This is a genomic window from Sinanaerobacter sp. ZZT-01 (genome assembly GCF_035621135.1).
In the GTDB taxonomy this organism is placed as follows: Bacteria; Bacillota; Clostridia; order Peptostreptococcales; family Anaerovoracaceae; genus IOR16.
Genome location: NZ_CP141728.1, coordinates 2,534,126 through 2,559,512, shown reverse-complemented (window position 1 = coordinate 2,559,512; position 25,387 = coordinate 2,534,126). Strand labels below are relative to the sequence as shown.

At 37.3% G+C, this 25,387-nt stretch carries 27 protein-coding genes; 9 read left to right on the top strand and 18 right to left on the bottom strand.

What is annotated here, in order from left to right; translation table 11 throughout:
* Positions 1–11: 11 nt before the first annotated feature.
* The 11 genes from U5921_RS12395 to U5921_RS12345 form a co-directional block, all read right to left on the bottom strand.
* On the bottom strand, positions 12–716 hold the full coding sequence (locus tag U5921_RS12395) for a YggS family pyridoxal phosphate-dependent enzyme (protein WP_324823772.1): 705 nt from the start codon (positions 714–716) through the stop codon (positions 12–14).
* 24 nt (positions 717–740) lie between these two features.
* The gene (locus tag U5921_RS12390; protein ID WP_324823771.1) at positions 741–1,733 is read right to left on the bottom strand and encodes an HlyD family efflux transporter periplasmic adaptor subunit; all 993 of its coding nucleotides are present in this window, start codon (positions 1,731–1,733) and stop codon (positions 741–743) included.
* Between the two features lie 56 nt (positions 1,734–1,789).
* Positions 1,790–2,536, bottom strand: a complete 747-nt coding sequence (gene trmD, locus U5921_RS12385; protein ID WP_324823770.1) for a tRNA (guanosine(37)-N1)-methyltransferase TrmD — start codon at positions 2,534–2,536, stop codon at positions 1,790–1,792.
* Positions 2,533–3,033 carry a ribosome maturation factor RimM gene (gene rimM / locus U5921_RS12380; RefSeq protein ID WP_324823769.1) on the bottom strand — a complete coding sequence of 167 codons (501 nt, stop codon included), beginning with the start codon at positions 3,031–3,033 and terminating at the stop codon, positions 2,533–2,535. The genes trmD and rimM overlap by 4 nt, the downstream gene beginning before the upstream one ends.
* A gap of 124 nt (positions 3,034–3,157) precedes the next feature.
* Positions 3,158–3,388, bottom strand: a complete 231-nt coding sequence (locus tag U5921_RS12375) for a KH domain-containing protein (RefSeq protein ID WP_324823768.1) — start codon at positions 3,386–3,388, stop codon at positions 3,158–3,160.
* A 17-nt stretch (positions 3,389–3,405) separates the two neighbouring features.
* Positions 3,406–3,651, bottom strand: a complete 246-nt coding sequence (gene rpsP / locus U5921_RS12370; protein ID WP_324823767.1) for a 30S ribosomal protein S16 — start codon at positions 3,649–3,651, stop codon at positions 3,406–3,408.
* Between the two features lie 76 nt (positions 3,652–3,727).
* Positions 3,728–5,059, bottom strand: coding sequence for a signal recognition particle protein (ffh, locus tag U5921_RS12365; RefSeq protein WP_324823766.1), 1,332 nt, complete (start codon positions 5,057–5,059; stop codon positions 3,728–3,730).
* Between the two features lie 42 nt (positions 5,060–5,101).
* Complete coding sequence (gene ylxM, locus U5921_RS12360; RefSeq protein ID WP_324823765.1) at positions 5,102–5,458, bottom strand: YlxM family DNA-binding protein; 357 nt, start codon at positions 5,456–5,458, stop codon at positions 5,102–5,104.
* 139 nt (positions 5,459–5,597) lie between these two features.
* Positions 5,598–7,076: an aminotransferase class I/II-fold pyridoxal phosphate-dependent enzyme gene (locus tag U5921_RS12355; RefSeq protein WP_324823764.1), complete on the bottom strand. Its 1,479-nt coding sequence runs from the start codon at positions 7,074–7,076 to the stop codon at positions 5,598–5,600.
* A gap of 10 nt (positions 7,077–7,086) precedes the next feature.
* Positions 7,087–8,136, bottom strand: a complete 1,050-nt coding sequence (gene sppA / locus U5921_RS12350; RefSeq protein WP_324823763.1) for a signal peptide peptidase SppA — start codon at positions 8,134–8,136, stop codon at positions 7,087–7,089.
* 110 nt (positions 8,137–8,246) lie between these two features.
* On the bottom strand, positions 8,247–8,744 hold the full coding sequence (locus U5921_RS12345; protein WP_324823762.1) for a YaiI/YqxD family protein: 498 nt from the start codon (positions 8,742–8,744) through the stop codon (positions 8,247–8,249).
* 505 nt (positions 8,745–9,249) lie between these two features.
* Between U5921_RS12345 and U5921_RS12340 the strand changes: the two genes are divergently transcribed.
* A complete protein-coding gene (locus U5921_RS12340; RefSeq protein WP_324823761.1) occupies positions 9,250–9,993 on the top strand; it encodes a LytTR family DNA-binding domain-containing protein in 744 nt (247 codons plus the stop codon).
* An 80-nt stretch (positions 9,994–10,073) separates the two neighbouring features.
* Here the strand turns inward: U5921_RS12340 and U5921_RS12335 are convergent, their stop codons facing one another.
* The 5 genes from U5921_RS12335 to U5921_RS12315 all read right to left on the bottom strand — a co-directional run bounded on the left by U5921_RS12335 (position 10,074) and on the right by U5921_RS12315 (position 16,813).
* A complete protein-coding gene (locus U5921_RS12335) occupies positions 10,074–11,498 on the bottom strand; it encodes a PLP-dependent aminotransferase family protein (protein ID WP_324823760.1) in 1,425 nt (474 codons plus the stop codon).
* Positions 11,499–11,509: 11 nt separating this feature from the next.
* Positions 11,510–11,920, bottom strand: a complete 411-nt coding sequence (locus U5921_RS12330; protein ID WP_324823759.1) for a CGGC domain-containing protein — start codon at positions 11,918–11,920, stop codon at positions 11,510–11,512.
* Between the two features lie 147 nt (positions 11,921–12,067).
* Positions 12,068–13,030 carry a D-2-hydroxyacid dehydrogenase gene (locus U5921_RS12325; RefSeq protein ID WP_324823758.1) on the bottom strand — a complete coding sequence of 321 codons (963 nt, stop codon included), beginning with the start codon at positions 13,028–13,030 and terminating at the stop codon, positions 12,068–12,070.
* 211 nt (positions 13,031–13,241) lie between these two features.
* Complete coding sequence (locus U5921_RS12320; RefSeq protein WP_324823757.1) at positions 13,242–14,969, bottom strand: NADH-dependent [FeFe] hydrogenase, group A6; 1,728 nt, start codon at positions 14,967–14,969, stop codon at positions 13,242–13,244.
* The gene (locus U5921_RS12315; protein ID WP_324823756.1) at positions 14,963–16,813 is read right to left on the bottom strand and encodes an NAD(P)-binding protein; all 1,851 of its coding nucleotides are present in this window, start codon (positions 16,811–16,813) and stop codon (positions 14,963–14,965) included. The genes U5921_RS12320 and U5921_RS12315 overlap by 7 nt, the downstream gene beginning before the upstream one ends.
* A gap of 304 nt (positions 16,814–17,117) precedes the next feature.
* On the opposite strand from U5921_RS12315, the gene U5921_RS12310 reads away from it, so the two are divergent.
* From U5921_RS12310 to U5921_RS12280, 7 genes are all read left to right on the top strand, one after another.
* Complete coding sequence (locus U5921_RS12310; RefSeq protein ID WP_324823755.1) at positions 17,118–17,504, top strand: GntR family transcriptional regulator; 387 nt, start codon at positions 17,118–17,120, stop codon at positions 17,502–17,504.
* Positions 17,497–18,393 (top strand): ABC transporter ATP-binding protein, encoded by an 897-nt coding sequence (locus U5921_RS12305; RefSeq protein ID WP_324823754.1) that lies wholly within the window; start codon positions 17,497–17,499, stop codon positions 18,391–18,393. The genes U5921_RS12310 and U5921_RS12305 overlap by 8 nt, the downstream gene beginning before the upstream one ends.
* Positions 18,368–20,467 carry a hypothetical protein gene (locus U5921_RS12300; protein ID WP_324823753.1) on the top strand — a complete coding sequence of 700 codons (2,100 nt, stop codon included), beginning with the start codon at positions 18,368–18,370 and terminating at the stop codon, positions 20,465–20,467. Before U5921_RS12305 ends, U5921_RS12300 begins: the two co-directional genes overlap by 26 nt.
* Positions 20,468–20,600: 133 nt before the next feature.
* A complete protein-coding gene (locus U5921_RS12295) occupies positions 20,601–21,818 on the top strand; it encodes an NAD(P)/FAD-dependent oxidoreductase (RefSeq protein WP_324823752.1) in 1,218 nt (405 codons plus the stop codon).
* Between the two features lie 83 nt (positions 21,819–21,901).
* On the top strand, positions 21,902–22,273 hold the full coding sequence (locus tag U5921_RS12290) for a GntR family transcriptional regulator (RefSeq protein ID WP_324823751.1): 372 nt from the start codon (positions 21,902–21,904) through the stop codon (positions 22,271–22,273).
* A 21-nt stretch (positions 22,274–22,294) separates the two neighbouring features.
* Positions 22,295–23,167, top strand: coding sequence for an ABC transporter ATP-binding protein (locus U5921_RS12285; protein ID WP_324823750.1), 873 nt, complete (start codon positions 22,295–22,297; stop codon positions 23,165–23,167).
* Positions 23,167–23,811: an ABC-2 transporter permease gene (locus U5921_RS12280; RefSeq protein WP_324823749.1), complete on the top strand. Its 645-nt coding sequence runs from the start codon at positions 23,167–23,169 to the stop codon at positions 23,809–23,811. The genes U5921_RS12285 and U5921_RS12280 overlap by 1 nt, the downstream gene beginning before the upstream one ends.
* Before the next feature lie 201 nt (positions 23,812–24,012).
* Here the strand turns inward: U5921_RS12280 and U5921_RS12275 are convergent, their stop codons facing one another.
* Together U5921_RS12275 and U5921_RS12270 are read right to left on the bottom strand one after the other, a co-directional pair.
* Positions 24,013–24,159 carry a hypothetical protein gene (locus U5921_RS12275; RefSeq protein WP_324823748.1) on the bottom strand — a complete coding sequence of 49 codons (147 nt, stop codon included), beginning with the start codon at positions 24,157–24,159 and terminating at the stop codon, positions 24,013–24,015.
* Between the two features lie 432 nt (positions 24,160–24,591).
* Entirely contained in the window at positions 24,592–24,882 is a 291-nt protein-coding gene (locus U5921_RS12270; RefSeq protein ID WP_324823747.1) for a hypothetical protein, read from the bottom strand.
* Between the two features lie 100 nt (positions 24,883–24,982).
* On the opposite strand from U5921_RS12270, the gene U5921_RS12265 reads away from it, so the two are divergent.
* Positions 24,983–25,300: a hypothetical protein gene (locus U5921_RS12265; protein ID WP_324823746.1), complete on the top strand. Its 318-nt coding sequence runs from the start codon at positions 24,983–24,985 to the stop codon at positions 25,298–25,300.
* Positions 25,301–25,387: the final 87 nt, after the last annotated feature.

The window sequence follows — 25,387 nt, the reverse complement described above, 5'->3', positions numbered from 1 at the left end:
TATCCTCCGCATTATTTTTTTTTGCTGTAATCTCTCTCCCCGAAAATTGAGGTGCCGACACGAATTAGATTCGCCCCTTCTTCAATCGCCACTCCAAAATCGTGAGACATACCCATAGATAAATATTGAAAATCCAAACGTTCATGCTCTTGTCTGCCATATCGGTCATAAAGCTCTTTTACCTGACGGAAATAGATGCGAACATTATCCGAATTCTCATCAAACGGTGCAATGCACATTAAACCGCATATTCGGATATTTGAGCACTTCTCTAAAATTGTCTGAATCATTTTTCCAGTTTCATCGGTAGTAATACCAAATTTGCTTTCTTCCTGCGCAGAGTTGACCTGAATTAAAATGTTCATAGTCAAATTATGCTGAACAGCACGCTTATTAATTTCTTCTGCTAATTTTAAAGAATCCACTGAATGAATCATATTGACTTTATCAATAATATATTTTACCTTATTTGTCTGTAAATGGCCAATTAAATGCCAACGCACCGGTTTCACGAGATCAAACTTGTCCATAATCTCCTGAACCTTATTTTCGCCAATATCTGTAATACCAGCATCGATGGCTTCATTAATTTCTTCTGCTGTTCTGGTCTTTGTTACAGCAACCAGCAGCACCTCATTCTCTTTTTTGCCAACTGATTTTGCAATTTCATTTTTCTGCGCATTGATGCGGTCAATATTTTCTTTAATATAACTCATTTGTAAGACCTCCCCCAATGGTTTTTACGGTTTTCCGCTTGTTAATATTTCGTCATACACATCAATTGTCTTAACTCGAACAGATCCCTCTTCCGTTTCCTCGTAAAAATAAGAATTTTCTACAAGGGAATACTCTCCGTCACTGCTTATTGCCTTGATTGGTCGGAAAATACTGTCTCCTCCTACACCCTTAATATATACTCCCGGCTTGCCATCTTCTGATGTAATACAGCGGTTTGGAATAATCAATCCTTTATAATCCTCGGTAATCACATTCGCCTCTATTTTACGGATTCGCGGTAAATCTTCGTAATACCGATTAAATTTTAAAATAACCATATAACTGCCATCATCATCAATAATATCTAACGTCTGCCCATTTACATCATCCAAAGGCAACTGCAATGTAACCGTTCTTCCTTCTTTATATTTGACAATATTTTTTTCATCCACCCAGCAAATTGCATACCAGACATTATTATTGACAATTTTAAATAAGGGTTCATTCGCTAATGTCGTAGTTCTTGTCACATTTTCAAGACCCATTTCCAATCCTTTGAGTTGCTTTTTTCTTAAATCTTTCATGGTATCCGGTTGAAACAAAGCTTCATATCCATCTAAATAATAGCTTACCAAGCCATTATTGCTGCTCACATATTGTTCCGGTGTGACGCCTTGTCCTTGAATACGATCCAAAATCTTCGTATATTTTGTCTCTTCATATTCTGCGCTTCCTGCTGAAATATCTAGTACCTTCGTATTTTTTCTAACTTTAGTTCCTTCGCCTAAATAATATTGAATGGTGCCGGAACGATTTGCAAAATATACGGTCTCTTCTCTTACAATATAGCAAGTCACTTTGTCGCTTACCTGTATGCCACCATATTCTGCAACATAAGTCCTTCTAAAGACATCCGACACGGAGGGGAGTATATATATGATGACAAATAAAACAAAGACTGCAATGAAAAATAACAAAATCAAACGGCTTTTCCTGTTGTTTTTTTTCTTTGCCATAGTCTTCTTCCTCAATACTTATGTTTTTTATTTATTATATAATAAAACATTTGCTTCTACAAGTCTTCCGACTCTAAAAGCTGCTGTAAAATCACCTTTTCTTCTTTTGTCAGTGCACCACTTTTTTCCATAAAAGAATCCCATAAATCCGGTCTTCTCTCTTTTGTTATTTCCAGGGATTTTTGAAGCTTCCACAAATGAATTTTCTTATGGTTTCCAGATACCAAAACACTCGGGACTTCCAGTCCCATATAGTTTCTCGGTTTTGTATATTGCGGATATTCCAATAAACCGCTGTAAATGGATTCTTCCACATTTGCATCACTGCTGCCAAGAACTTCTGGAATAAATCGGGCCACCGCATCAATTAAAATCATTGCCGGCAATTCCCCTCCGGTTAAAATATAGTCTCCTACGGAAACTTCCTCCATATTCCAATAATCTAAAATCCTCTGATCAATTCCTTCATAATGTCCGCATAACAAGATGAGCTCCGGCTCCTGTGAGAGTTCTTGAATCAATGTATGATCAAGAATCCGCCCACGTGGAGACATGTATATCATCCGCTTTCCTTTTGCTTGAATGGCTTCTAATGATCGAAAAACAGGATCGGCCGACATAACCATGCCAGCACCTCCTCCAAAAGGGTAGTCGTCAGTTTTTTTATGCTTGTCCAAGCTATAATCTCGGATATTTGTCAATCGAATATCCAGAATCTGATTTTCCTTTGCTCTACCTAAAATACTATGCTCGGTAACCGGTAAGAACATTTCTGGAAATAATGTCAGCACATCAATTTTCATAGTTCCACCAAGCCTTCGATTAATCGCACCATCATTGTTTTTTCTTCTATGCATACAGACAGAATAAATTCTTTGACAGCGGGGATTAAAAATCTATATCCACTCTGCATCTCAACTTGATACAGACCCTGCGCACTATTTTGTATCACATCAACCAACATTCCAATCGTTTCGCCCTTTTCATTGAAAACAGTCATCCCCAAAAGATCAGAAACAAAATAGGTATCCTCTGGTATTTCCCACATATCTTCCTTATTTAAATATAATTTTTTCCCTTTTTGCTGCTCTGCAAGATTGCGGTCTGTAATTCCCTCCAATTTCAAAACAACCATGTTTTTTCGATAGCTGACCCGCTCAATTGTATATTCTTGTTCTTCAATCTGTAATGTTTTAATTTGTGAAAAACGTTCCATCGAATCCGTATAAGGAAATACCCGCACTTCCCCTTTAATGCCAACTGCACTTGTGATTTGACCCAAGGTAATTCTGTCCTTCATGCTTAAGTCCTCTCATTTTTTTACTTGTATACAATAAGGAGCCGCCTTAAAACCAATCGACATGTTTGTCATTTCGTTTTTCAGACAGCCCCGTTTCTGCAGTACTCTAGAATCAATATACTTTTTATTGCATAATTTCTACAATTACTTTTTTATTTGATTTGGTTGCTGCGGCTTTTACAACAGTACGAAGCGCCTTTGCGATCCTTCCCTGCTTACCGATAACCTTACCCATGTCATCCGGAGCAACCTTCAGTTCGATTACGATTGCCTGACGTCCTTGAACTTCCTTGACTTCTACTGCTTCCGGATCATCAACGAGTGCTTTTGCAATCGCTTCTACTAGTTCCACCATAACAATTCACCGCTTTCTTATTCAATAATACCAGACTTCTTGAAAAGACTTCTTACGGTTTCTGTAGGCTGTGCTCCAGTTCCAATCCATTTCTTAGCTTTCTCTGCATCAATCTTAATATCAGCAGGATCTACAAGCGGATTGTAGTAACCAATTTCTTCAATGAATTTTCCATCTCTTGGTGAACGAGAGTCTGCAACCACTACTCTGTAGAAAGGCTTCTTGTTTGCACCCATTCTCTTTAATCTAATTTTAACTGCCATTTATTCCACCTCCTTGTGTTAAATTGTATCTACCATCTTGCAAAAATTGCAAGCATTATGGCCTTCATATTTTTCATTAAAACCCTTTAAACATACGGTTTCTCTTAAATTTAGGTCCTGCAAACTGTTTCATCAGTTTCTTGGTGTCCTGATATTTCTTAATCAAGTTATTAATACGATTTACCGTAACACCGGCTCCAGCAGCAATGCGTTTTCTTCGGCTGGCATTCAGAATAGAAGGATTTTTTCTCTCTTCCTTTGTCATGGATTGAATGATCGCCTCCATATACATTAATTCCTTCTCGCCTTGATCAATATCCGAATCGTTTACTTTACCGCCCATGCCGGGCATCATATCCATAATTTTAGCCAAACCGCCCATTTTACGAACTTGCCCAAACTGCTCTAAAAAATCCTCCAGGGTAAATTCGTTTTTCTTCATTTTCTTTTCTAATTCTTCAGCCTTTTTCTCGTCAAAGCTTTCTTGTGCTTTTTCAATCAGGCTCATCATATCGCCCATGCCAAGAATTCGTGATGCCATACGCTCCGGGTGGAAAGGTTCTAAAGCATCTAGTTTTTCACCCATACCCATGAATTTGATCGGTTTTCCAGTAACGGACTTTGCAGAAAGTGCCGCACCACCTCGTGTGTCACCATCCAGCTTTGTCATGACAATTCCGTCAATTCCCAATGCTTCATTAAAGGCTTTTGCCGCATTTACCGCATCTTGTCCGGTCATAGCATCCACAACCAGCAAAATTTCATGCGGTCTTGTTTTTTTCTTAATAGAAACCAATTCATCCATCAAGGTTTCATCAATGTGCAAACGCCCCGCTGTGTCCAAAATAAGAACGTCGTGCCCTTTGTATTCCGCTTCTTTCACGGCTTTTTCTGCAATGAGCACCGCATCGCTGCACTCTCTCATTGTAAAAACCGGCACATCTACTGTTTTTCCGACTATTTCTAATTGATCAATCGCCGCAGGACGGTAAATATCACAGGCTGCAAGCATCGGTTTTTTTCCGTTTTTCTTTAAATAACTGGCAAGCTTACCGCAGGTCGTCGTTTTACCAGTACCCTGCAAACCTGCCATTAAAATAACGGTAAATCCACGTGGGGAAAATGTCAGCTTGCTATTGGTACCGCCAAGCAATTCAATCAATTCATCGTTAACAATTTTAATCACTTGCTGTGCAGGTGTCAAACTCTCCAAGACATCCTGTCCCAATGCTTTTTCCTTAACTTTGGAAACAAAATCTTTTACGACCTTAAAGTTTACATCAGCTTCAAGCAAAGCCAGTTTTACTTCCCGCATTGCTTCATTAATGTCCGATTCCGACAAAACGCCTTTTCCCTTAAGCTTTTTAAATACGCCTTGTAATTTTTCCGAAAGACCTTCAAATGCCATTGTATTACTCCTGTATCTTGTATTGAATGCTCCTGTTTTATTTTAATCGTTTAATTTACCTATCGTGCTGCGAATCTGTGTCAGATTGCACACTAACTTTGTATTTTTACTATTTTCAAAAATTAATGCCTCAATTACTTGGTCAATTTGATGTAAGGCATTTTGTGTATCAAGAAATTTTTGAACCAGTCCTAACTTCTTTTCAAAATTATAAAGTGCCTTTTCTGCTTTTTTAACAACATCATATACGCCTTGTCGGCTTATATTATATTCTTGCCCGATCTCTGATAAAGAATAATTGTCTTCGTGATAAAGCTCAAAATAGGTTCTCTGTTTTTCAGAAAGCAATTGCCCGTAAAAATCATATAGCATGCTGACTTCTATGATCTTATCAAACATATTCTGTCCTCCTTTGATACAACATGGTAAAGCATAGCATAAAACAAAAAGGATGTCAAGTAATAAACTTAACACCCTTTCTCTATTGATTTACAGGCATTCGTTACATTACATTTTTAGACTAATCCTTTAAATCAATTTAATCATCTGATTCATCCTTAATCACCTTAAAGTATCTTAATTTACTATCCGCCGGTCCATGAAAATGTCTTTTATGAATTCGATATTCTTCAATAAAATCCCAGATTTCTTGACTCATGCGTTCACCAGGATAAATAACCGGAATCCCCGGTGGATACGGCGCAATTAATTCTCCTGCAATTCTTCCAACTGCATCTTTCCATTCAACATCCTCTTTTCGAGAAAAATATGCCTTTCTGGGTGAAAGCACCTGTTCGGGACTTGCCGGAAATATCTCATGGCGTATAACAGGTTCTCCATCTTGATGCATAGCGGCGATGCAGGATAAAGCATTTAAAAGCTGATCCATATCCTCTTTTGTATTTGCAAAAGTGATAATTGCCAAAATGTTTTTGTCATCTGCAAGTTCGACATCACAATTATATTCTTCAAATAAGATATCTTTTAAGCAATACCCGCTCAGCCCCAGCTCAAATGCGCTGATTGTTAAACGGGTAATATCCAGATCGTTAATACCGGCTGTGCCAACAATTTCTCGGCCAATACACCGAATCCCTCTAATGGGTTTTAACGCAGCTCTTACGTATTCTGCAAGCTCTACTGCTTTAGAAATCAAAGCTTTCCCCTTATTTTCCAGATCGTATCTAGCCGCGTCCAATGAAGCCATGAGTAAATACGAAGGACTTGTGCTCTGCACTAAGTGCAGATTTGCATCTACACGCTGCTGATCAATTAATTTGGATTTTACATGAAGCATCGAGCTCTGTGTCAACGCCCCTGCCACTTTATGAATACTTTGTGCACACATATCTGCCCCCTGCTCTAATGCTCCTTTTGGAAGCAAATCAGAAAAGTAACAATGTGCTCCGTGTGCTTCATCTACTAAAAGCACAGCATCCCTTTTATGGCAGATTGCAGCAATGCTGCTTAAATCACTGCATATACCATAATAAGTTGGGCTGACGACCAATACACCTTTACAATCCGGATTTTCTGCAAACATTTCTTCTACACTTTCGGTTGTAATCCCTCCCAAAAGTCCTGTGTCCTGAGAAATTTCAGGCATCAGGTAGATTGGTTCTGCCCCGCTTAAAATTAATCCCATCAGGACTGATTTATGGGCATTTCTCGGTATTGCGATCTTCTCACCCTCAAATGCAGCCGACAAAATCATTGCCTGGTTGCCGCAAGTTGTACCGTTGATGAGAAAATGTGTATCATCGGCTCCAAAACTTTTTCTCGCTAATTCCTCTGCCTCCCAAATTGCTCCCATCGCATTATGAAGGTCATCCGTATAAGGAGTTTCTGTCAAATCAAAAGAAAAGACTGCATCTCCCACAAGCTTTCGAAAACGCAGATTAACTCCTTTTTCATAGCGATGTCCCGGAGTGCAAAAATAGGCTGGTTTTTTCTTATTATATTTCTCAATTGCATCCAGCAAGGGCATCTTTTTTTGCGTTATTATTTTTTCATTCATGCACAAACCTCTATTTTAAGTAATCGCATAAATAGCTGACCGGAAGCTCCTTATGGTCATTCACCAAGCTTAATACCTCGGTCACGTCGCTCTGTCCTTTTAACTTTATCATTGATGACAATAGATTAGACACACCGCTTTCAGCCAGCAGACTTCCAAATAAAGAGTTATTTTTATAAACCACATCAACCTGCTTGCAATTCATCAAATCATAAGTAGTGCGCATATCCGTTAATGCCTGATCATATGTGCCAATCGCATCTACAAGATTTAGTTTTAATGCCTGCTTTGCTGTGTAAATTCTTCCATCTGCAAGCTTTTTAGTATCCGCCATCGGGATATCACGTTCCTCTGAAACGATACCTGTAAACTGCTCATATGCTTCATCTATTAACGACTGAAAAATAGCGCGCTGCTCTTCTGTCATTGGTTCTACAGGGCTTCCCATTGCTTTATTTGCGCCTGAAGTAAGTGTATTTACTTTTATTCCATATTTCTCTAAAAGCTCAGAAACATCGAAAAGTGACCCCATTGTTACACCGATAGAACCCGTCCAAGTATTGCGATTCGCATAAATTTTATCAGCAGGTGCCGAAATATAATATCCGCCTGATGCTGCCATATTCCCCATCATCGCATAAACTGGATTTTTTGTATTTTGTTGGTATTCTTTTATTTTTAAATATAATTCATCACTTTCATAAACGCCGCCTCCCGGTGAATCGACAAATACTACCAAGCCCTTATTGTTTTCATCCGCCATCAGGTAATCTAATTGATCCAACGTCCAACTATGCTGATAACCGGTCGCGAGACCTAAAGAATCTACATTCGAGGAAGCAATCGTTCCTTCAACATAAACGGTAGCAATGTAGGGTTCATTAATAGCATACGAATAATCCGAATCATCTCTGAAAAAAAATGCAATCAGTACAATCAAGAAAAATAACGCCAAAATGCCAAGAAAAATCCACAATCCTATTCTTCTCTTTCGTGGCTTTTCTGGCAATACCATCGTTCTTTGTACACTATTCTCACTACTTCCCATATTTGTTTCCATAATAATCTCCTTTTTCGATATTGTATCTTTATTCTCCACTCTTTTCACAGTATTGTCAAATTAATAAATCATAAACAAATAGTATTTCTCAAGGTATTTATTCGTCAGTCTTACCTTGTAGTTTTTCTATAAAATTCTTTCCCTGTGAAACGATCATTGTTTTCTTCCTTCTTTCGTTTGCCTTCCAGTACACTTTTCAAAACCGCCTCAAACTCTTGATTCTGCTCTTTTGATCTTTTCGTCATTCCTTTATGTCGGCCTCCGGCCATGCGTATTTTTCTTAAATTATGCCTCTGCATTAATAATGCGTCCATATTATCTTTACTGTAAATCATTCCATTTTGACTGATTGGAAGTGCCCCTTTCGCCAGGCACATTGCAGCCAGACCGTAATCCTGCGTGATCACTACGTCACCCTTATTCACTAAGTTCACCAGTGCAAAATCAACACTGTCAGGCCCTTTTGCAACAATAATCGCCTCAGCTCCGTCTCTCTCAAAAAAATGGGATGTATCGCATAAAAGGATACATTCTATTTGATATTTCTTCGCCATCTGCACGGTTATATCAACAACCGGACATCCATCCGCATCAATTAATATCTTCATAGCTTCGCCTTCCTATTTCCTATGTTTTGGTCCACTCAATCCAGATTATTGCCCGATTCTTCACAGACGCAGCAGTATCATGATCGTATTTCCAATTTTCTCAAAAAAATTATATATCATTTTAGATATAATAAAAATAACTTTGTTATATAAATAAATTCTATCCCCTTTATTATTCCCGTTCACGCGCACACAGACCCATTTGCGTAAATATATTTAAAAAAGAAAAAATAGCCTGTAGAATTAGAAAATAACTTGACTGCGCAAGTACCAATCGGATAAATGATTTAATTTGCAATATTATATTTCCAAACATAGAAAATATATTTAGAAACAACATGATACATTCGCTTCCAACCTGCTTTGAAAGGTTTCATAATAAAAAGAGAAGCCTAAAATAAGCATACTTCTCACATAAGAAGTCGCAGTCTATTCACTGAATGGAGTAAACTGTGGCTTCTTTTGGATTTTTTATTAAACTGTGATATCATGTTGAAAAAATTATATGCAAGAAGGGGGGAGACCCACTATTTTTAACATTGCACTATGTGACGACGATACTGCTTTCAACAAGCAATTTCGAAATAAAATAAATAAAATTCTAGAAAAAAAACATATAGACTTTAACTTTCAAAGCTTCACAGATTTACAGAGCTTAGCAGAAGCTTTAGAGACAGGCATTACATATCACCTGCTTTTTTTAGATGTTCTGCTCGGTCAGGATAATGGAATTGATTTTGCACGTCATTTACGTGAAAATGGAAATCAGATTGATTTGATATTTATAACTTCCAGTCGGGATTATGCCGTAGACAGCTACGATGTTCATCCGATTCACTATCTTATAAAACCGATTGAACAATCAAAATTGGAATCTGCCTTACTGCTTGCTCTTGAAAAAAATATTCCAAAACAATTTTTATTGCAAACAGCAAATGGTTTCATTCATATCCCTCTTTCTGATATCCTATATTTTGAAATTTATAATCGAACGATCCTTTTACATAAAACAAACAATGAAACAATAACCTTTACCGGCACGCTGAACAATCTGGAAAATAAATTGCCTATGCTGCATTTTGTACGTGTTCATAAGAGCTACCTTGCCAATATAAAGCACATCATTAAGATTACACGTTATGAACTTACCTTAACCAATCATATGAAAATTCCAATCGGCAAAAAACGTTATACGGCCGTTCAAAAAAATCTTCTTGAATACGCACAGCAAAAAAATCATGGAGTCTGAAACATTCAAAAAATCTTACTTCCATTGAAACCGTATATTCTTAGGAAGTAAGTTTTTTAATATAACCCCTATTCATATTTTTACTCAACCTTAAAGTCAAACCAAGCGGATCGCAATAAGTGTATTCCTTCTTTAATTTCTTCCTCACTCAGACTACTGTACCCAATTAAGACCATATTATCATTATAATTCTGTGGGTTGGCCCAATGCACCGATACCGGATATACTTGTACGCCAACCGCTTCTGCACTTCTTATCAATTCTTTTTCTTTCATTCCATTCTTAATTTCAAGCAAAATATGCAATCCGGCATGACTCCCATGAATCACTATTTTGTCTTTCATACATTGATGAATGACATTTAGCAACATATCGTGCTTTTTTTTATTTGCTGTACAGATTTTCCTTAAGTGTCTGCTCCAATCTCCATTCTGCATGAAAGCCTGCATAGCCTTTTGCTCAATCCATGATACGGTGCAGTTATATTTAGAAAATTTTTTATGATATCTTTTTAATAAAGATTGGGGTAATACCATAAAACTCATCCTAAGGCTCGGAACAAATGCTTTTGAAAATGTATTGATATAGATGACTCTCCCTTTGTAGTCCAAAGACTGCATGGATGGTATCGGTTTGCTATTATATCTCAATTCGCTGTCATAATCATCTTCAATGAGGTAAGCATCTTTTTCTTCTGCCCATTGAATCAAATGGAGCCGCTTATTGACACCCATCACTTTTCCAGTTGGGAATTGATGCGACGGTGTCGTATATAACAGTTTCGCCTTAGATTCTTTTAAGAGGGAAACACAGATACCATCCTCCTCAATCGGAATTGGCTTGATCTGCATTTTATGATTTTTAAATGCAGCTCTCGCACTATTATAGCAAGGCTCTTCCACTGCAACAGAATCGTATTCACTCATGAACAACTGGCAGAGCAAACTCAATGAAGATATCGTACCAGAAGTAAGTACGATCTGCTCTGGTTTACAGCGAACTCCTCTGGAAAAATATAAATACTTCATAATTTCCACTCGAAATTCTCTCTCACCGTTTCGATCATTATACGAGCTAAAACAATCCACATTACTGGAATTAAGAATTTCATTCAATGCCTTTTTCCATGCACGCATAGGAAAATCATCCAAATTCATATTCTCATACATAAAGTCAAACTGGATTCGTTTATCATCATCCGTATTGCTGTTTTCCTCTTCAAAAACCATTTCTTCTTTTTCTAATGCAGAATCATTATAAAGAGATACATCAAATGGAAGTACTACGTATCCACTTCCTGCCTTGCTCGTAAGGTATCCTTCTGTACAAAGCTGTTGATAAGCTGCTTCTACCGTATTTCTACTCACTCCCATAGAATCAGCTAAACTTCTGGTAGAAGGAAGTCTGCTCGCTGCTACCAGCTTGCCTGTTGTAATTTGATGTTTAAAATATTGATAAATCTGGATGTATTTCGGCTCATACTCTTTTTCTTTGATTATGATCACCTCGTCACTCCTTAGTAGCGTTTGTATTCTCCTTTTTCACGCTTTTTCTCAGCAGTTTTACTGATATAAGTTCCTTCAAGAATTCTATGATATCCCTTTTTTTGGATCAGTGCTTTTATATAATCCACATTTGGACATCGGTCATGATGGTAATTATCTGTCACCATACAAGAAGACAAATGTACTGCAACCTCTTTCTTCTTTACATCTGTATTTTTCGCAATCTTCTTTGAAAAATGCTCCAGCTTTGCGGCAAGACTTGTCCCGCAGCAACCTCCGCATGTCATCGCGATGTAACGAACATTATCCTCATAATCTTTAAATCCATCTTCCCGGTTGTAAAATCCATTTGTACATGCAAAACCACTACAGCGTTGCCTTGCAAACTCACATTGAATAATCATAACATATTTAGTATCCATATAGCTCTTCCCTCCTGTATTTTCCTATTTCTACAATAAAAGATATTCCTATTATAGAAAGTAATTGTCATGTTGAAAAGAGCCAATTTATCACTTTTTAACAGTACCAATTTCAAAAGCATTCATTATTTTTTCTTATTTTCCTCATTAGAAATTAACGCAGTTTAAGAGTTGTCCATCTAAAAATACTCGTAAATTTTCAGAAGCAATTTGGCAGATGCGAATACGGGCTTCTTCTGATGTCCATGCTACGTGCGGCGTAATAAAACAATTGTCTAAGGTAAAAAGTGGATTATTACAACTCGGTGGTTCTTCTGCCAATACATCAAGACATGCAAAAGCTATTTTTTTCGATTGAAGCGCTTCAAACAAATCGAATTCATGAATCAATTTGCCGCGTGCAGTATTTACCAATATTACCCCATCTTTCATCTTAGCTATACTTTCTTTGTTAATCAGGCCTTCGTTCTCTTCTGTTAACGGGCAATGCAGGAAAAGTACATCCGCATTTGCGAGCAGCTCATCCTTAGAAACAAATTTTAAATTCTCGGTTTCCAGCCCTTTATCTGGATAGTTCGAAAAAACAAGAACCTTCATTCCAAAAGCTAATGCTGTTTTCGCGCTCTGCTTTCCGATTCTGCCGAATCCAATCATTCCCATAACCTTACCTTCCAGCTCGTACGATGGATGGTTCCAATAAGGAACGGTCTGCTGTGTACACCAAAGTCTATTTTTGGCATACTCTAAGTGTTCCTTTAAATGTCCGCACGCATAGAGTAAAAGGGCAAATGCACATTGAGAAACAGCATTTGTCCCATAGGCAGGTACATTACAAACAGGGATTCCTTTTGATTTTGCATATTCTAAGTCAACAGAATTAGTACCCGTGGCTAAGATGCCGATCCATTCTAGGTTCGGGCAACAATCGAATACTTCTTTTCCAATATAGGTGCTATCGGTGAAAACAATTTCTGCATCTCCAATCCGTGCGGCCGCTGATTCATCTGGTGTAGACTCATAGATTGTGACAGCACCTAGTTCTTTAAACCATTGAAGTTCTTCCGTCATCGGATGAATGGTATAACCATCTAAAATTACAATCTTCTTCATTTGTTGCTCCTTTTCTTTTGTCCTTATTTCATTATATTAATTTTCAGAAGGTTTTGTAAACACCTAAAATACCGTTTTTCAGTCTATTATAATTTTCATATAAGCTGCCCCTTTTAATTGTTTCTGCATCCATGTAAAAAGACATTTCATCAGAAGGGATAAAATGTCTTTTTATTTTTATATTTTGAATTTATCTCTCTTTACATGACAGTCATTTATTGGGCTCCCATTGTGTCACATCCGTATGCAGCAAGTGATGTGATTTTTCAGACAGCGGAGTTCCCAAGAACTCTTCATAAGTCTTTTGGATCGATGGATTTTCATGAGAAAAACGCAAATTAGCATTCCGATCTAATCCATAAAGAATTTTTCCTCTTTCCTCTGCCATTTCCATGTTGTCATGAATTGGCTGTCCCCCGCCTCCTGCACAGCCTCCCGGACATGCCATGATTTCTACAAAATCATAATTCACTTCATTTTTTCGAATGGCTTCAATCAATTTTCTAGTATTTCCAAGTCCGCTTGCCACCGCAACACGAATCGCATTTCCTTCTATTTCAAAAACGGCTTCCTTCCAACCATCCAATCCTCGTACACGTCGAAAGCTTTCCGGATTAGGGTTCTTTTTCGTCAATAGAAAATATGCACTGCGGAGTGCTGCTTCCATAACACCTCCGGTCGCTCCGAAAATTACGCCGGCCCCTGTAGAAACGCCAAACATGTCATCAAATGCTTCTTCCTTTAAATCATCCGCTTTGATATGATCTGCACGAATCATGCGGTCAAGTTCTCTTGTAGTCAATACCAAATCGACATCCTGACCAAATCCAGCGTCCGACAAACTTTCTACATCACACTCATATTTTTTTGCAACGCAGGGCATAAGCGATACTGCAAATATTTTTTCTGATGAAATTCCAAGTTTATCTGCAATATAAGTTTTTGTAATCGCTCCGAACATCTGCTGCGGTGATTTAGCAGAGGAAAGATTTTCAGCCATATCCGGGTACTGTGATTTTACAAAACGAACCCAGCCCGGACAACAGGAAGTAAACATCGGCCATTTATATTCTTTACGGTTTTGAAATCTCTCTAAAAATTCACTGCCCTCTTCCATAATCGTCAAATCTGCTGCATAGGTCGTATCATAAATATAGTCAAATCCCATGCTGCGTAATGCACTGACCAGCCTTCCCATCGTCGCTTCTTCTTTGTACAGTCCAATTCCTTCTCCCCAAGCAGTACGAACAGCCGGTGCTACCTGAACGATTGTAATCTTATCAGGGTCTGCAAGTGCCTCAAACATCCGGCTCACATCGTCTCTTTCTCTCAGTGCACCGACTGGACAATGGGTGATGCACTGCCCGCAAAGGGAGCAATTTGCATCTTGAATTTTTAAATTCTGCATCACACCGACAGTTGTGCGGTATCCGCTGCCAGATACATTCCAAACTTGCAAATCCTGCACCTTATCGCAGATTTGAATGCATCTCATACATTTAATACATTTAGAAGCATCTCGAATTAAAGGAAAATTTTTATCCCATCTATGTTTTTCCGCAATCCTCTTATACGGAATTTCTACAATGCCTAAATCATTTGCTATTTTTTGAAGGCTGCAATTGCCGCTTCTTACACAGGTTGCACACATGCAATCATGATCCGACAGAATCAATTCTACATTTACTTTTCTTGTTGAACGAACCTTTGGACTATTTGTATAAATTTCCATTCCCTCTTCTACTTCGTTGCTGCAGGCAGTGATGAGTTTCTCCATTCCTTTTTTTTCAACAATACAGACACGGCAAGCACCTATTTCATTAATGTCTTTTAAGTAACATAGATGAGGAATATGGATTCCCGCTTTTTCGGCTGCATCCAAAATGGTAGTCCCTTCAGAAACCGCTACATTTTTTCCGTCTATCACCAATTTTACCATTTTTTCACTCTTCCTCCTTTAAAGACACCCAGCCCGTAATGATCGCACCTTAGGCAGCGTAACGCTTCATACTTTGCTTCTTCCTCCGTCATTCCTTTTTCAATTTCGCTGAAGTCACCACCTCGTTCACCCGGCAGCCGTTCTTTCATTTCAACACGTGCACATGGCGGGTGGTCACCGTGGCGAGGAGCCGGTATCTCTATATCACATTCGATCATGTGGTGATAACCCAAATAGCTGTCAATGTTTGCTGCCGCAACCTTCCCGGCGGCTACGGCATTTATCACTGTTGAAGGGCCGCTTACACAATCTCCGCCTGCAAAAATACCAGGAATACTTTCAATTCCGCTTGATCTCGCTGCCACAATATTCCCTCGATTAATCGGAATACCGTACTGTTCGAAATGCTCAGAATCTGTAGCCTGCCCAATAGCAGAGATAATGATTTCACAAGGAATGCATTCCTCCTTCGCTTGTGCATCCATCGGCTTCGGGCGGCCTGCCTTATCCGCTTTTCCTGCAATCTGCGGTTTTACATAAAGACTTTCTACATCCCCTTCTTTAGTGGACTCAATTCGAGATGGTGCTTTTAGATCCAGCAGTTCACAGCCCTCTGCAATCGCACCTTCTATTTCCTCAGAAAGCGCAGTCATATCCTGTCTTCTTCTACGATACACAATGCTAACTTTTTTCGCTCCAAGACGCTTTGCTGTTCTCGCCACATCCATGGCGACATTTCCACCGCCGATTACGACAACCTGCTTGTCTTTAAAATCAGGCATGGTATCATCGCCCATGCTTCGTAAGATTTCAACAGCTGAAATGACACCCCTTGAATATTCACCTTCAATGCCGATTGTTTTGTGTGTATGTGCTCCGATTGAAATGTAAACAGCATCATATTCATCTCTTAATTTTTGAATAGAGTCTTCGCTTCCAATATCAGAATCGATCTTTATTTCTACCCCAGTGGATAAAATTGCATCAATATCCTCTTGTAATCTTTCTCGAGGTAAACGATAACTTGGTATCCCATAACGAAGCATACCACCCAAATGAGTTCTTTTTTCGAACACAGTTACTTGGTGACCCATTAGCGATAGAAAATAAGCTGCACTTAATCCGCTCGGTCCGCCGCCGATGATTGCTACTTTTTTTTCTGTATCTTCCATTCGCTTTGGAACTTCAACTTTCCCACAATGGTCAACCGCATACCGTTTCATTCCTCGAATATTGATTGGGGCATCGATTAAATTACGACGGCATCTCGCTTCGCACGGGTGTTCACAAATCAAGGCACAAACGGTTGGAAACGGGTTATCTTTTCGAATCAGGCGTATCGCATCCTCACATCGATCCTCTAAAACCAATGAAATATATCCTGGGATATCTACTTCTGCCGGACATAGTGCGACGCAAGGAACCGGTTGTTTTAAATTCTGAATCGTAGAAACACATCTGTTATTTGTTACATGCTCCATATAGTCTTCACGAAATCCGTACAACCCCCGAAGCACCATATTAGCAGCCTCAGTTCCTATGGCACAATCAGCCGAATCCCGTATTGTTTTAGCTGTCCGTTCAATCAATGAAATGATTTCCAAATCCGTATCTTCGCTCAAATCCAAAACATCATCCAGTAAATGCTCCAATTGGCCCAGACCTACTCGACACGGCACACATTTGCCACAGGTCTGTGCGTGGCAAAGTTTTAAAAACGAAGAAGCCATATCAACGGGACATAACCCCGGTGGACTTGCTATGATTCTTCGCTCTAGATCTTTGTATAGGCCTTCCACTACTGTTTGGGCACGATCTCGAGTTTTGATATCCAATCTGCTCATTCTGTTCAAACCTCCCTAACTAATTAAAATGAATTCTCTGTTTCTTTTCTTACTTTAATACTCCTTCTACTGTGATTTTTTTGAATTTTTTACCTTTGTTATTTCTTTGGCAATCATTTTATCACGCATTCGAATTATTTTCAAACTAAATTGAATTTTCAAAATATGGTATATTTAGCATACTATTTACAGATTAATAGGATAATTACCAATTTTATTCAATCCGGTATTTAAATATGTAATAAATGATTGACTCTGTACTATTTCATATAGTACAGTTAGAAGTACGAAAAGAGGGGATATTATGTTTCAATTGGACTTGAAATCCAGAAAATCAATCTATGAACAAATAGTCGATAAAATAAAGGAATTAATTCTCACAGAAGTGCTGACACCCAACGAAAAGCTTCCATCTGTGCGTGAATTATCCAAGACTTTAACAGTAAATCCAAATACAATTCTAAAGTCATACCGGGAATTAGAAAAAGACGGATACGTTTACACAATAGGCGGTTCCGGCTGCTTTGTTGCTGAAAAGAAAGACAGGAACACAGATAAATGGAAATTAGAAGAACTAAAACATCGCATTCAAAATGACATTATGGAATTACAGTATCTAGGGCTTCAACCAGATGAGATTACTGGCCTTATAAAACAATTCATTGAAAAAGGAGTATTTTATCATGATTAAAATCACTCAACTTGATAAATCTTTTGACGGTGTTCCTGCATTAACTGACTTAAATCTTCATGTAAAAACCGGTTCGATTTACGGGCTGATCGGTGAAAACGGTTCAGGAAAAACCACACTCATAAAACTCTTAGTCGGTATTTTTAAACCAGATAACGGAAGCATCGCTATAAATGGTGAATCCATTGAAAATAATATGAAATTAAGAGAACGCATCGGGTACATTCCAGATGATCTCTATTTTTTTTCCTCTTACAATTTAAAAGATTCCGCTAAATTTTATGCTTCTGTTTATCCAAATTGGAGTCAAAAACGTTATGAGCAAATGCTTTCTCAATTCAAACTAAATGATAAAAAAAGATTGAGCAAATTTTCAAAAGGCATGCAAAAACAAGCGGCTTTTGTTTTGACAATGTCTGCAATGCCAAATTACCTCATATTGGATGAACCGATCGACGGGCTTGATCCAATTGTACGAAAATTGGTTTGGAAACACATTGTAGAAGATGTCAGCGAACGCAAAATGACAGTTTTGGTTTCTTCTCATAATCTTCGTGAGATGGAAGGGATATGCGATAGTATCGGAATTCTAAGTAAAGGCAAAATGAAATTAGAGCGTGATTTGGATGAGTTGAAAACCGATATTCATAAAATCCAAGTTGCCTTTAAAGTGAAACCGGAAAACCCTTATCAAGGTCTCAATGTTCTATACAAGGAGAACCGCGGCAGTGTCGATTTATTAATCATACAAAACCGCAGGGATGTTGTGGAAAATATTATAAATGAACACAATCCAATTTTGCTTGACCTTCTTCCACTATCGTTAGAAGAAATCTTTATTTATGAATTAGGAGGTAAAGATCATGACATACAAAGCATTTTGTTCTAACATATCTAGACCATTAATACAAGAAGACTTCCGACGATACTGGCCAATTTCCATAATCGGATTTTTAATTTATTTTTTTTCCGGTGTCTTCCCAATTCTTTTAGGCTACCAAGATTTAACGAGTATCTCTTACTATATCGTTAATATTTTACACAATATAAATCCTCTTTTTTTGCTGACCCATTTGACGCTCCCAGTCACTACCGCTGTAGTGCTTTTTCGCTACCTTCAAAACGTGAGTTCTGTTGCTGTAATACACGCAATGCCCTTTCAGAGAATCACGCTTTATATCAGCCACTTTTTATCCGGCATTGTCTTAATTGCTAGCCCGATTATTGCGAATGGTTTGATTCTTCTTGCCATCAGTAAACCAGTTATGCAAGAAGACACTTTAACCGCTGCAGAAAATATCTTTTCAAGAACTATCATTCTTGCTTGGATACTACAATCGCTTTTGATCGTAATATTTTTGTATACCATTTCGGTTTTTTCCGGAATTATTACTGGGAATACGCTGATGCATTTTTGCTCAGCCATTGCTTTCAACTTTCTTCTTCCTGTACTCTACTCCATATTAATTGTATATTTTGAAAAATATCTTTTCGGTTTTTATACAAAAAGCGGCGAAGCGTTTGCTTACAATCTCTCTCCACTCCTTGCTGCCATGTATTCAACAGAAAATTTCACCCCCCTCCAATATGGTTTCTATATCGCCGCAATCCTCATATTTTTTGTTCTTTCGGCATTTTTATATGAAAAAAGAAACCTTGAAAAAGTATCTGATATGCTGGTTTATCCCTTTTGCGAACCGATTATCTGTTACTTAATCACATTTTTATCAATGAGTATAATGGGAACATACTTTAATTCTTTGGGCAGCTATGATACTTATGTTGGCTATTTTTGCGGTGCGCTTATAGGATTCTTAATCGGTAGAATCATCGTAAAAAAAAATGTTCGAATTTTTAATTTTACTTCCTTAAAAAGCTTTAGTATTTACCTTGTAATCGCTGCCATTTTCTTTATTTCTTTAGAATTTGATGTCATTTCCTATGAAAAACGACTCCCAGCAGAAAACAATATGCAGACAGTTTCTATGGACTATGCTTTATCTGGCTTTTCGTATAATTACAACGATTACAGAGGTTACGATGAGCTAATCACAAAATACAGTAATCCGGAAAACATACAAAGCATTCTGCGCTTTCACCGTCAAATCATTGATAACAAGGATAAAATACTAGAGGGCAAAACAGATTCTGTAAATTTATTTTCCCCTATCTTATTGACATACAAGACAAAATCCGGACGAGTTTTAAATCGATATTATGAAGTCCCCCAATGGCTGATTGAGAAAAACGAAAATTTAAAAGCTCTTTATGAATCCAGTGAATTTCGTTCAGATTTACCTCTGATGAAAATACCAAAAGAAGATTTACAGCAAGCAACACTTACCAGCAGTATCACTTCCGCGATTGATCCCAGCATCACCAACACGGATTTAAAGGGATTGGTATCTGCCATTAATAAAGACATTAAAAATTTAACGTATGAACAACTACAAACATTTAATCTGCCTCTGTGCCGCATTGAACTTAAGTATACCGATCGAAACCTTAAGTTAAATGGTCCCGCACCGAATACAACAGATGCCACTAGATTAATGGAATATGCCATCCGCCCCAATTACAGCAATACCATCGCCTGGCTGAATGAGAACAACTATACTGTTTATACGGATTATATGAGAAAAGCCCCTTTATACGCCATTGGCATTTACCTCAATGACGAGGAATATAAAAAAACATACAAAATAACTAAATATGATCCTTATCTTGATGCTTACTACACACCAAAATTAGAAGTTCCCCAGCAGCAAGAAAATTTGATTGTAATTGAAGATTTGAATAAAATACGAGAACTCTACGAACTGAGTAGCAACATGCAAATAACTGGCAAACAGTACTATAGCTTTCAAATTGTCTATGAAGCAAAAAATGGCGGCGCCGTATCCACTGAGTGCTATCTGGATACCACAATTGCACCGGATTATATTTCCGATTATTTTCACTAGGCAAAAAGGGGTTTTATATATAAGGGCTTTGCATTCAGTTGTGAAGTCCCTTTTTATTTGCTATGATAAAGAAAATCTATCAGATAAAGTATAGAAATACGATTCTATTAAAAACAACAGAATGGAGATTCCCATGATTTATGATTTAATTATTATCGGAGGAGGTGCAGCTGGTTTATTTGCAGGTGCCTCCCTTCCTCAAAAAATAAACGGCCTGATCATCGAAAAGTCTGCCTCACCAGGAAAGAAGTTGCTCATGTCAGGTAGTGGACAATGCAATCTAACCCACTGCGGCAGTATCAAAGACTTTTTATCCCACTATGGAAACCAGGGAAAATCAATTCGCTCGGTTCTGTACCAATTTAATAACGATGCACTGATTTCATTTTTTAATCAAAGAGGTCTTCCCACGATTGCAAGAGAAGACGGGAAAATATTTCCAAAATCTATGAAAGCACAAAAAGTATTAGACTGCTTAACCTCTCTTTGCAAAGAGAATGGTCTTTCTCTTATCACATCTTCTAATGTGATCGCATTGGAACAAGATGAGAAAAGTAATCGTTATTCCGTAATCTGCAAGGATCAAACATATCGTTCAAAAAAAATAATCGTAGCTACCGGGGGTTGTTCCTATCCGACAACTGGTTCTGACGGCAGCTTCTTCTCTGTCTTAACAAAGCTAGGAATCTGTATAAATCCACTGCGCCCTGCACTCGCTCCCATCTATGTCGAAGGATACCCCTACGCTGAATTGTCCGGTACTTCTTTTGATACCGTAAAACTGCAGATTCGGTCAAAAGAGGGAAAGAAAATCGCAGAGCGAAGCGACTCACTTTTGTTCACACATAAAAATTTATCCGGGCCGGTTATTTTAAACAGCTCACGCTTTGCAGTCTCCGGCTCCTATTTGCAAATTCAATACGTTCCCTCTTTATCAAAAGAAGAGCTTTTCGGGCTCTTACGGGAAAAGCATGATGGAAATCAGAAGCAGCTTCTGTCAGTTCTTCAAGAGCTCCTTCCTCTTCCAAAGAGATTTTTAGAAGTCATTTGTAAACGTCTCAGTCTATCTGCAAATCAGAAGTTTTCTCAAACCGCTGGCTCAGATATCAAACGCCTTGCTGATCTTTTGACAAATGATACTTATCGAATCAGCCGCTTAGAAGAATTTAATAAATCAATGGCAACTTCCGGGGGTATATCTCTTTCTGAAGTGCATTTGAAAACAATGGAAAGCAAACGTTTTCCGCATCTCTATTTCGCCGGCGAAATATTGGATGTAGACGGTGATACCGGAGGGTATAATTTACAATTTGCATTTTCTTCCGCTTACGTGGCAGCACAACAAATCTAAAAATTTCTATTGACATTTCTTTTAAGATGCGTTAAATTGTGTATATACAATATATACACTTTAGCGTATTGAGGTACAAATCTATGAATATTATTCTGAGTAATACCAATGGCAAACCCCTATACGAACAAATCATTTCTCAAATAAAAGGTCTTATATTAAACGGTACCTTAAAAGACGGCGATCCGCTTCCTTCCATGCGTTTTTTAGCAAAAGAGCTTCGAATTAGTGTCATAACGACAAAACGAGCATACGAAGAATTAGAACGGGTCGGTCTGATTGAGACAGTTACGGGGAAAGGCAGCTTTGTTGCTGCAAAAAACAAAGAGACGATCCGTGACGAGCATCGGCGCAGAAGCGAAGAGCTTCTTTTGCAAGCAATACATGCCGCCAAAGAAAGCGGGATATCTCTAAAAGAATTGAGTGAAATGCTCAGTACTCTCTATAGTAAATAAAAGTAACAGGAGGAAAAATTTATGAAAGCAAAGAATGCTCTTGAAATCAAAGAGCTGACAAAACACTATCCTACTTTTCAGTTAAAAAATGTGAATTTAACGCTTCCAACGGGTACAATTGTTGGTTTTATTGGAGAAAATGGTGCCGGAAAGACAACCACCATTAAACTTATATTAAATGAATTAAAGAAAGAAAGCGGTACAATAGAAATATTGGGTTTGGATTATGAAAAAAACGAACGTGAAATCAAACAGCAATTGGGAGTTGTTTTAGACGAAGGGTTCTTTTACGATTCCGTGACTCCTCTGCAAATTTCAAAAGTAATGGCTTGTCTATATGCAAACTGGGATCAAACACTTTATTTAGATTTTCTTAGTAAATTTAAGCTTCCCGGAAAACAAAGCATTAAGGAATTTTCCAAAGGAATGCGCATGAAACTTTCCATCGCAGCTGCACTCTCTCATCATCCAAAACTTCTAATCCTAGATGAACCTACAAATGGTTTGGATCCTATTGTAAGGAACGAACTATTAGATTTGTTTTTAGAGTTCATTCAAGATGAAGAACACTCTATTTTATTCTCTTCTCACATTACAAGTGACTTAGAAAAAATAGCAGACTACATTTGCTTTATTCACGAAGGAGAAATTATTTTACAAGATTCCAAAGATACTATTTTAGAAAATTTTGCATTAATAAAATGCTCTCATGAAGAATTTAAAAAGATTGATCCTCAAGATTATATCAGTTATCGAAAAAATACATTCGGATGCGAGGCGCTAATCAATGACCGCTCTTACATCAATCTTAAATATCCGAACTTAATCTTGGATTCTGTGAATCTGGAAACGATCATGATGTTTCAAATACTTAAGCAGGAGGTAAACAAATAATGAAAGCTCTCATATTAAAAGATTTTTACAATCTCAAAAAACAAGGAAGATTTATATTAGGTGTCGCCATTTTATACGGAATCATCGGTATGTTTATTTCCGCAGAATTCTTTGCACCTTTTTTAGGTATTCTATGTTTGGTTTTGCCAATTAACATCTTTTCTTTTGACAAAAACTCTAACTGGGATAATTATGCTCTGACACTGCCTCTCACACGTGCGCAGCTGGCTGTAAGTAAATATGTAAGTGGCTTCCTTTTAGTGCTTTGCGCAATCGCATTAAATACCATCTTTTATGGCATTAGCTATCTTCTTCCAAATACACTACCACTGTCCGCAGCAACGCACCTGCTAATCTGTTATTCCATATTCTGTACGGCTTCACTAGCCTTTTCTGTTTTATTCCCCTTTATCTTTAAATTTGGTGTTGAAAAAAGCCGAATTATACTGATAATTATCTTCCTGCTTCCCAGCATAGCGATTGCAGTCTTTCCAAAATTAGCAGTTGAAATGCAAGGCAATTTACGATTTCTTTCACAAACTTCGCCTGTCATTCTGGCAATTCTATCCCTTGTGATTCTCTTAAGCATCCTTGCAATTTCTATTTCTATTTCTATAGGAATAATAAATAAAAAAGATTTTTAACTCGATACAATAAAAATGTTTCTCCTGTTTCTGGTAGGAAAAGTAACATTCGATAAAAAAACTGACCTTCTATTCATTAGATTTTTTTAAATCTAACGGCAGAAAGGTCAGTTTATATTTTTCTCTTTAAGCTTATTTTAAAAAAAGTTTATTTTAAAATAGGCTGTTTGCTCGCTTTCATCGAAACTTACTCAGCTCACATTATTTTTGGGATTGCTTTAAAGATTCTAAAATCGAGTTTACTGTATACGATTCAGCAGGTCTCATCCATTTATTTAATAGTAATTCCCTTTTTTCTTCGCAAACATCATCATAAAATCCAATTACCTTTTTTATTACATTTTCCATTTAATTACCTCCGAATTATTTATTTTCATCATTCACATTTTTCACATTACTTTTCCATTTATTCAGCATAACTAATTAAAACCTTCCCCTTCGGGATTACCTTCTTCAATCGCCATCGGGGAAACATAAACAGCTTGATTTAAAAACCAGTACATGTTTATCAAACCTCCATTTCTGTTGTCATTTATTTATAAAGAAATACCTAAGTTTTTCTTTATTCTTCCAAAATTCTATCCTTTATTTCAAAAAGAAAATACCACAGCAACTGCCATAGCATTTTTTATATAATTCGTTATTGGTTTTTACCTGTATAATAATATGTTTCTTCTATTTAGCTTATGATATCACCTTAAGCATAAGCTGTCAATATATATTTCATAATTGATCGCAATATTATAACATTTTTAATATAGTTATCATTTATCCATTTACCTATTTATCTTCATTCCATTCTTTTTCAAATTCTTCATCCGTTAACATGATTGGAATGATAATATTTTTTGCATCTTCCAAACATTCTTTTGGTACATATAAATCGATTGGAAAAGAAATACTGTTTCCCATAATTATTTCTAATGCATTAGAAGCCCCTTTATATTTTTTTCCTGTAGGAATTCCTTCCCCCCTAAGCTTAGATTCTAAAATATCCGCTTCCAAGGAATTTTTTGCTGTCGTTAGATATACGCCATCACGCCATTCCTTTTTCTTTTTATTCTTAAACATAATTTGCCTCACTTTCTCGCTTTTATTGTATCATTAATTCTTTGAATCTCAATACAAAAATGGTAAAATGTAATACATTAAAAAGAATGAGGTGCAATCTATGATAAAATCTGATATTCACATTCGTTTTGACATTTTAAAAACCATTTATGAGCTAACTAAAAACAATAAAAAAAGATATCAAAGCATTTTTCCGGCGCAGATAGATAACTGTACTTATCAGGATATGACCTATCACTTGCGTACCATGAAAAGTAAAAAATTATTAGACTACCAACCCAGAATGCTTATGCGTACCTTTCAAATTGAACTTCTGCCTGAAGGAACTGCAATTGTAGAAGAATTTATTTCTGCCTACCATTCAAAAGAAAAAGACCGAGACGATAAAATGAACACTGCACTTGAAAGACTGAAATAGTATTTTCAAAAAATGCACACAAAATAATAGTATGCTTCTACTCTATTTTATGTGCATTTTTTATAAATTTTTTATCTCTTTTTCATT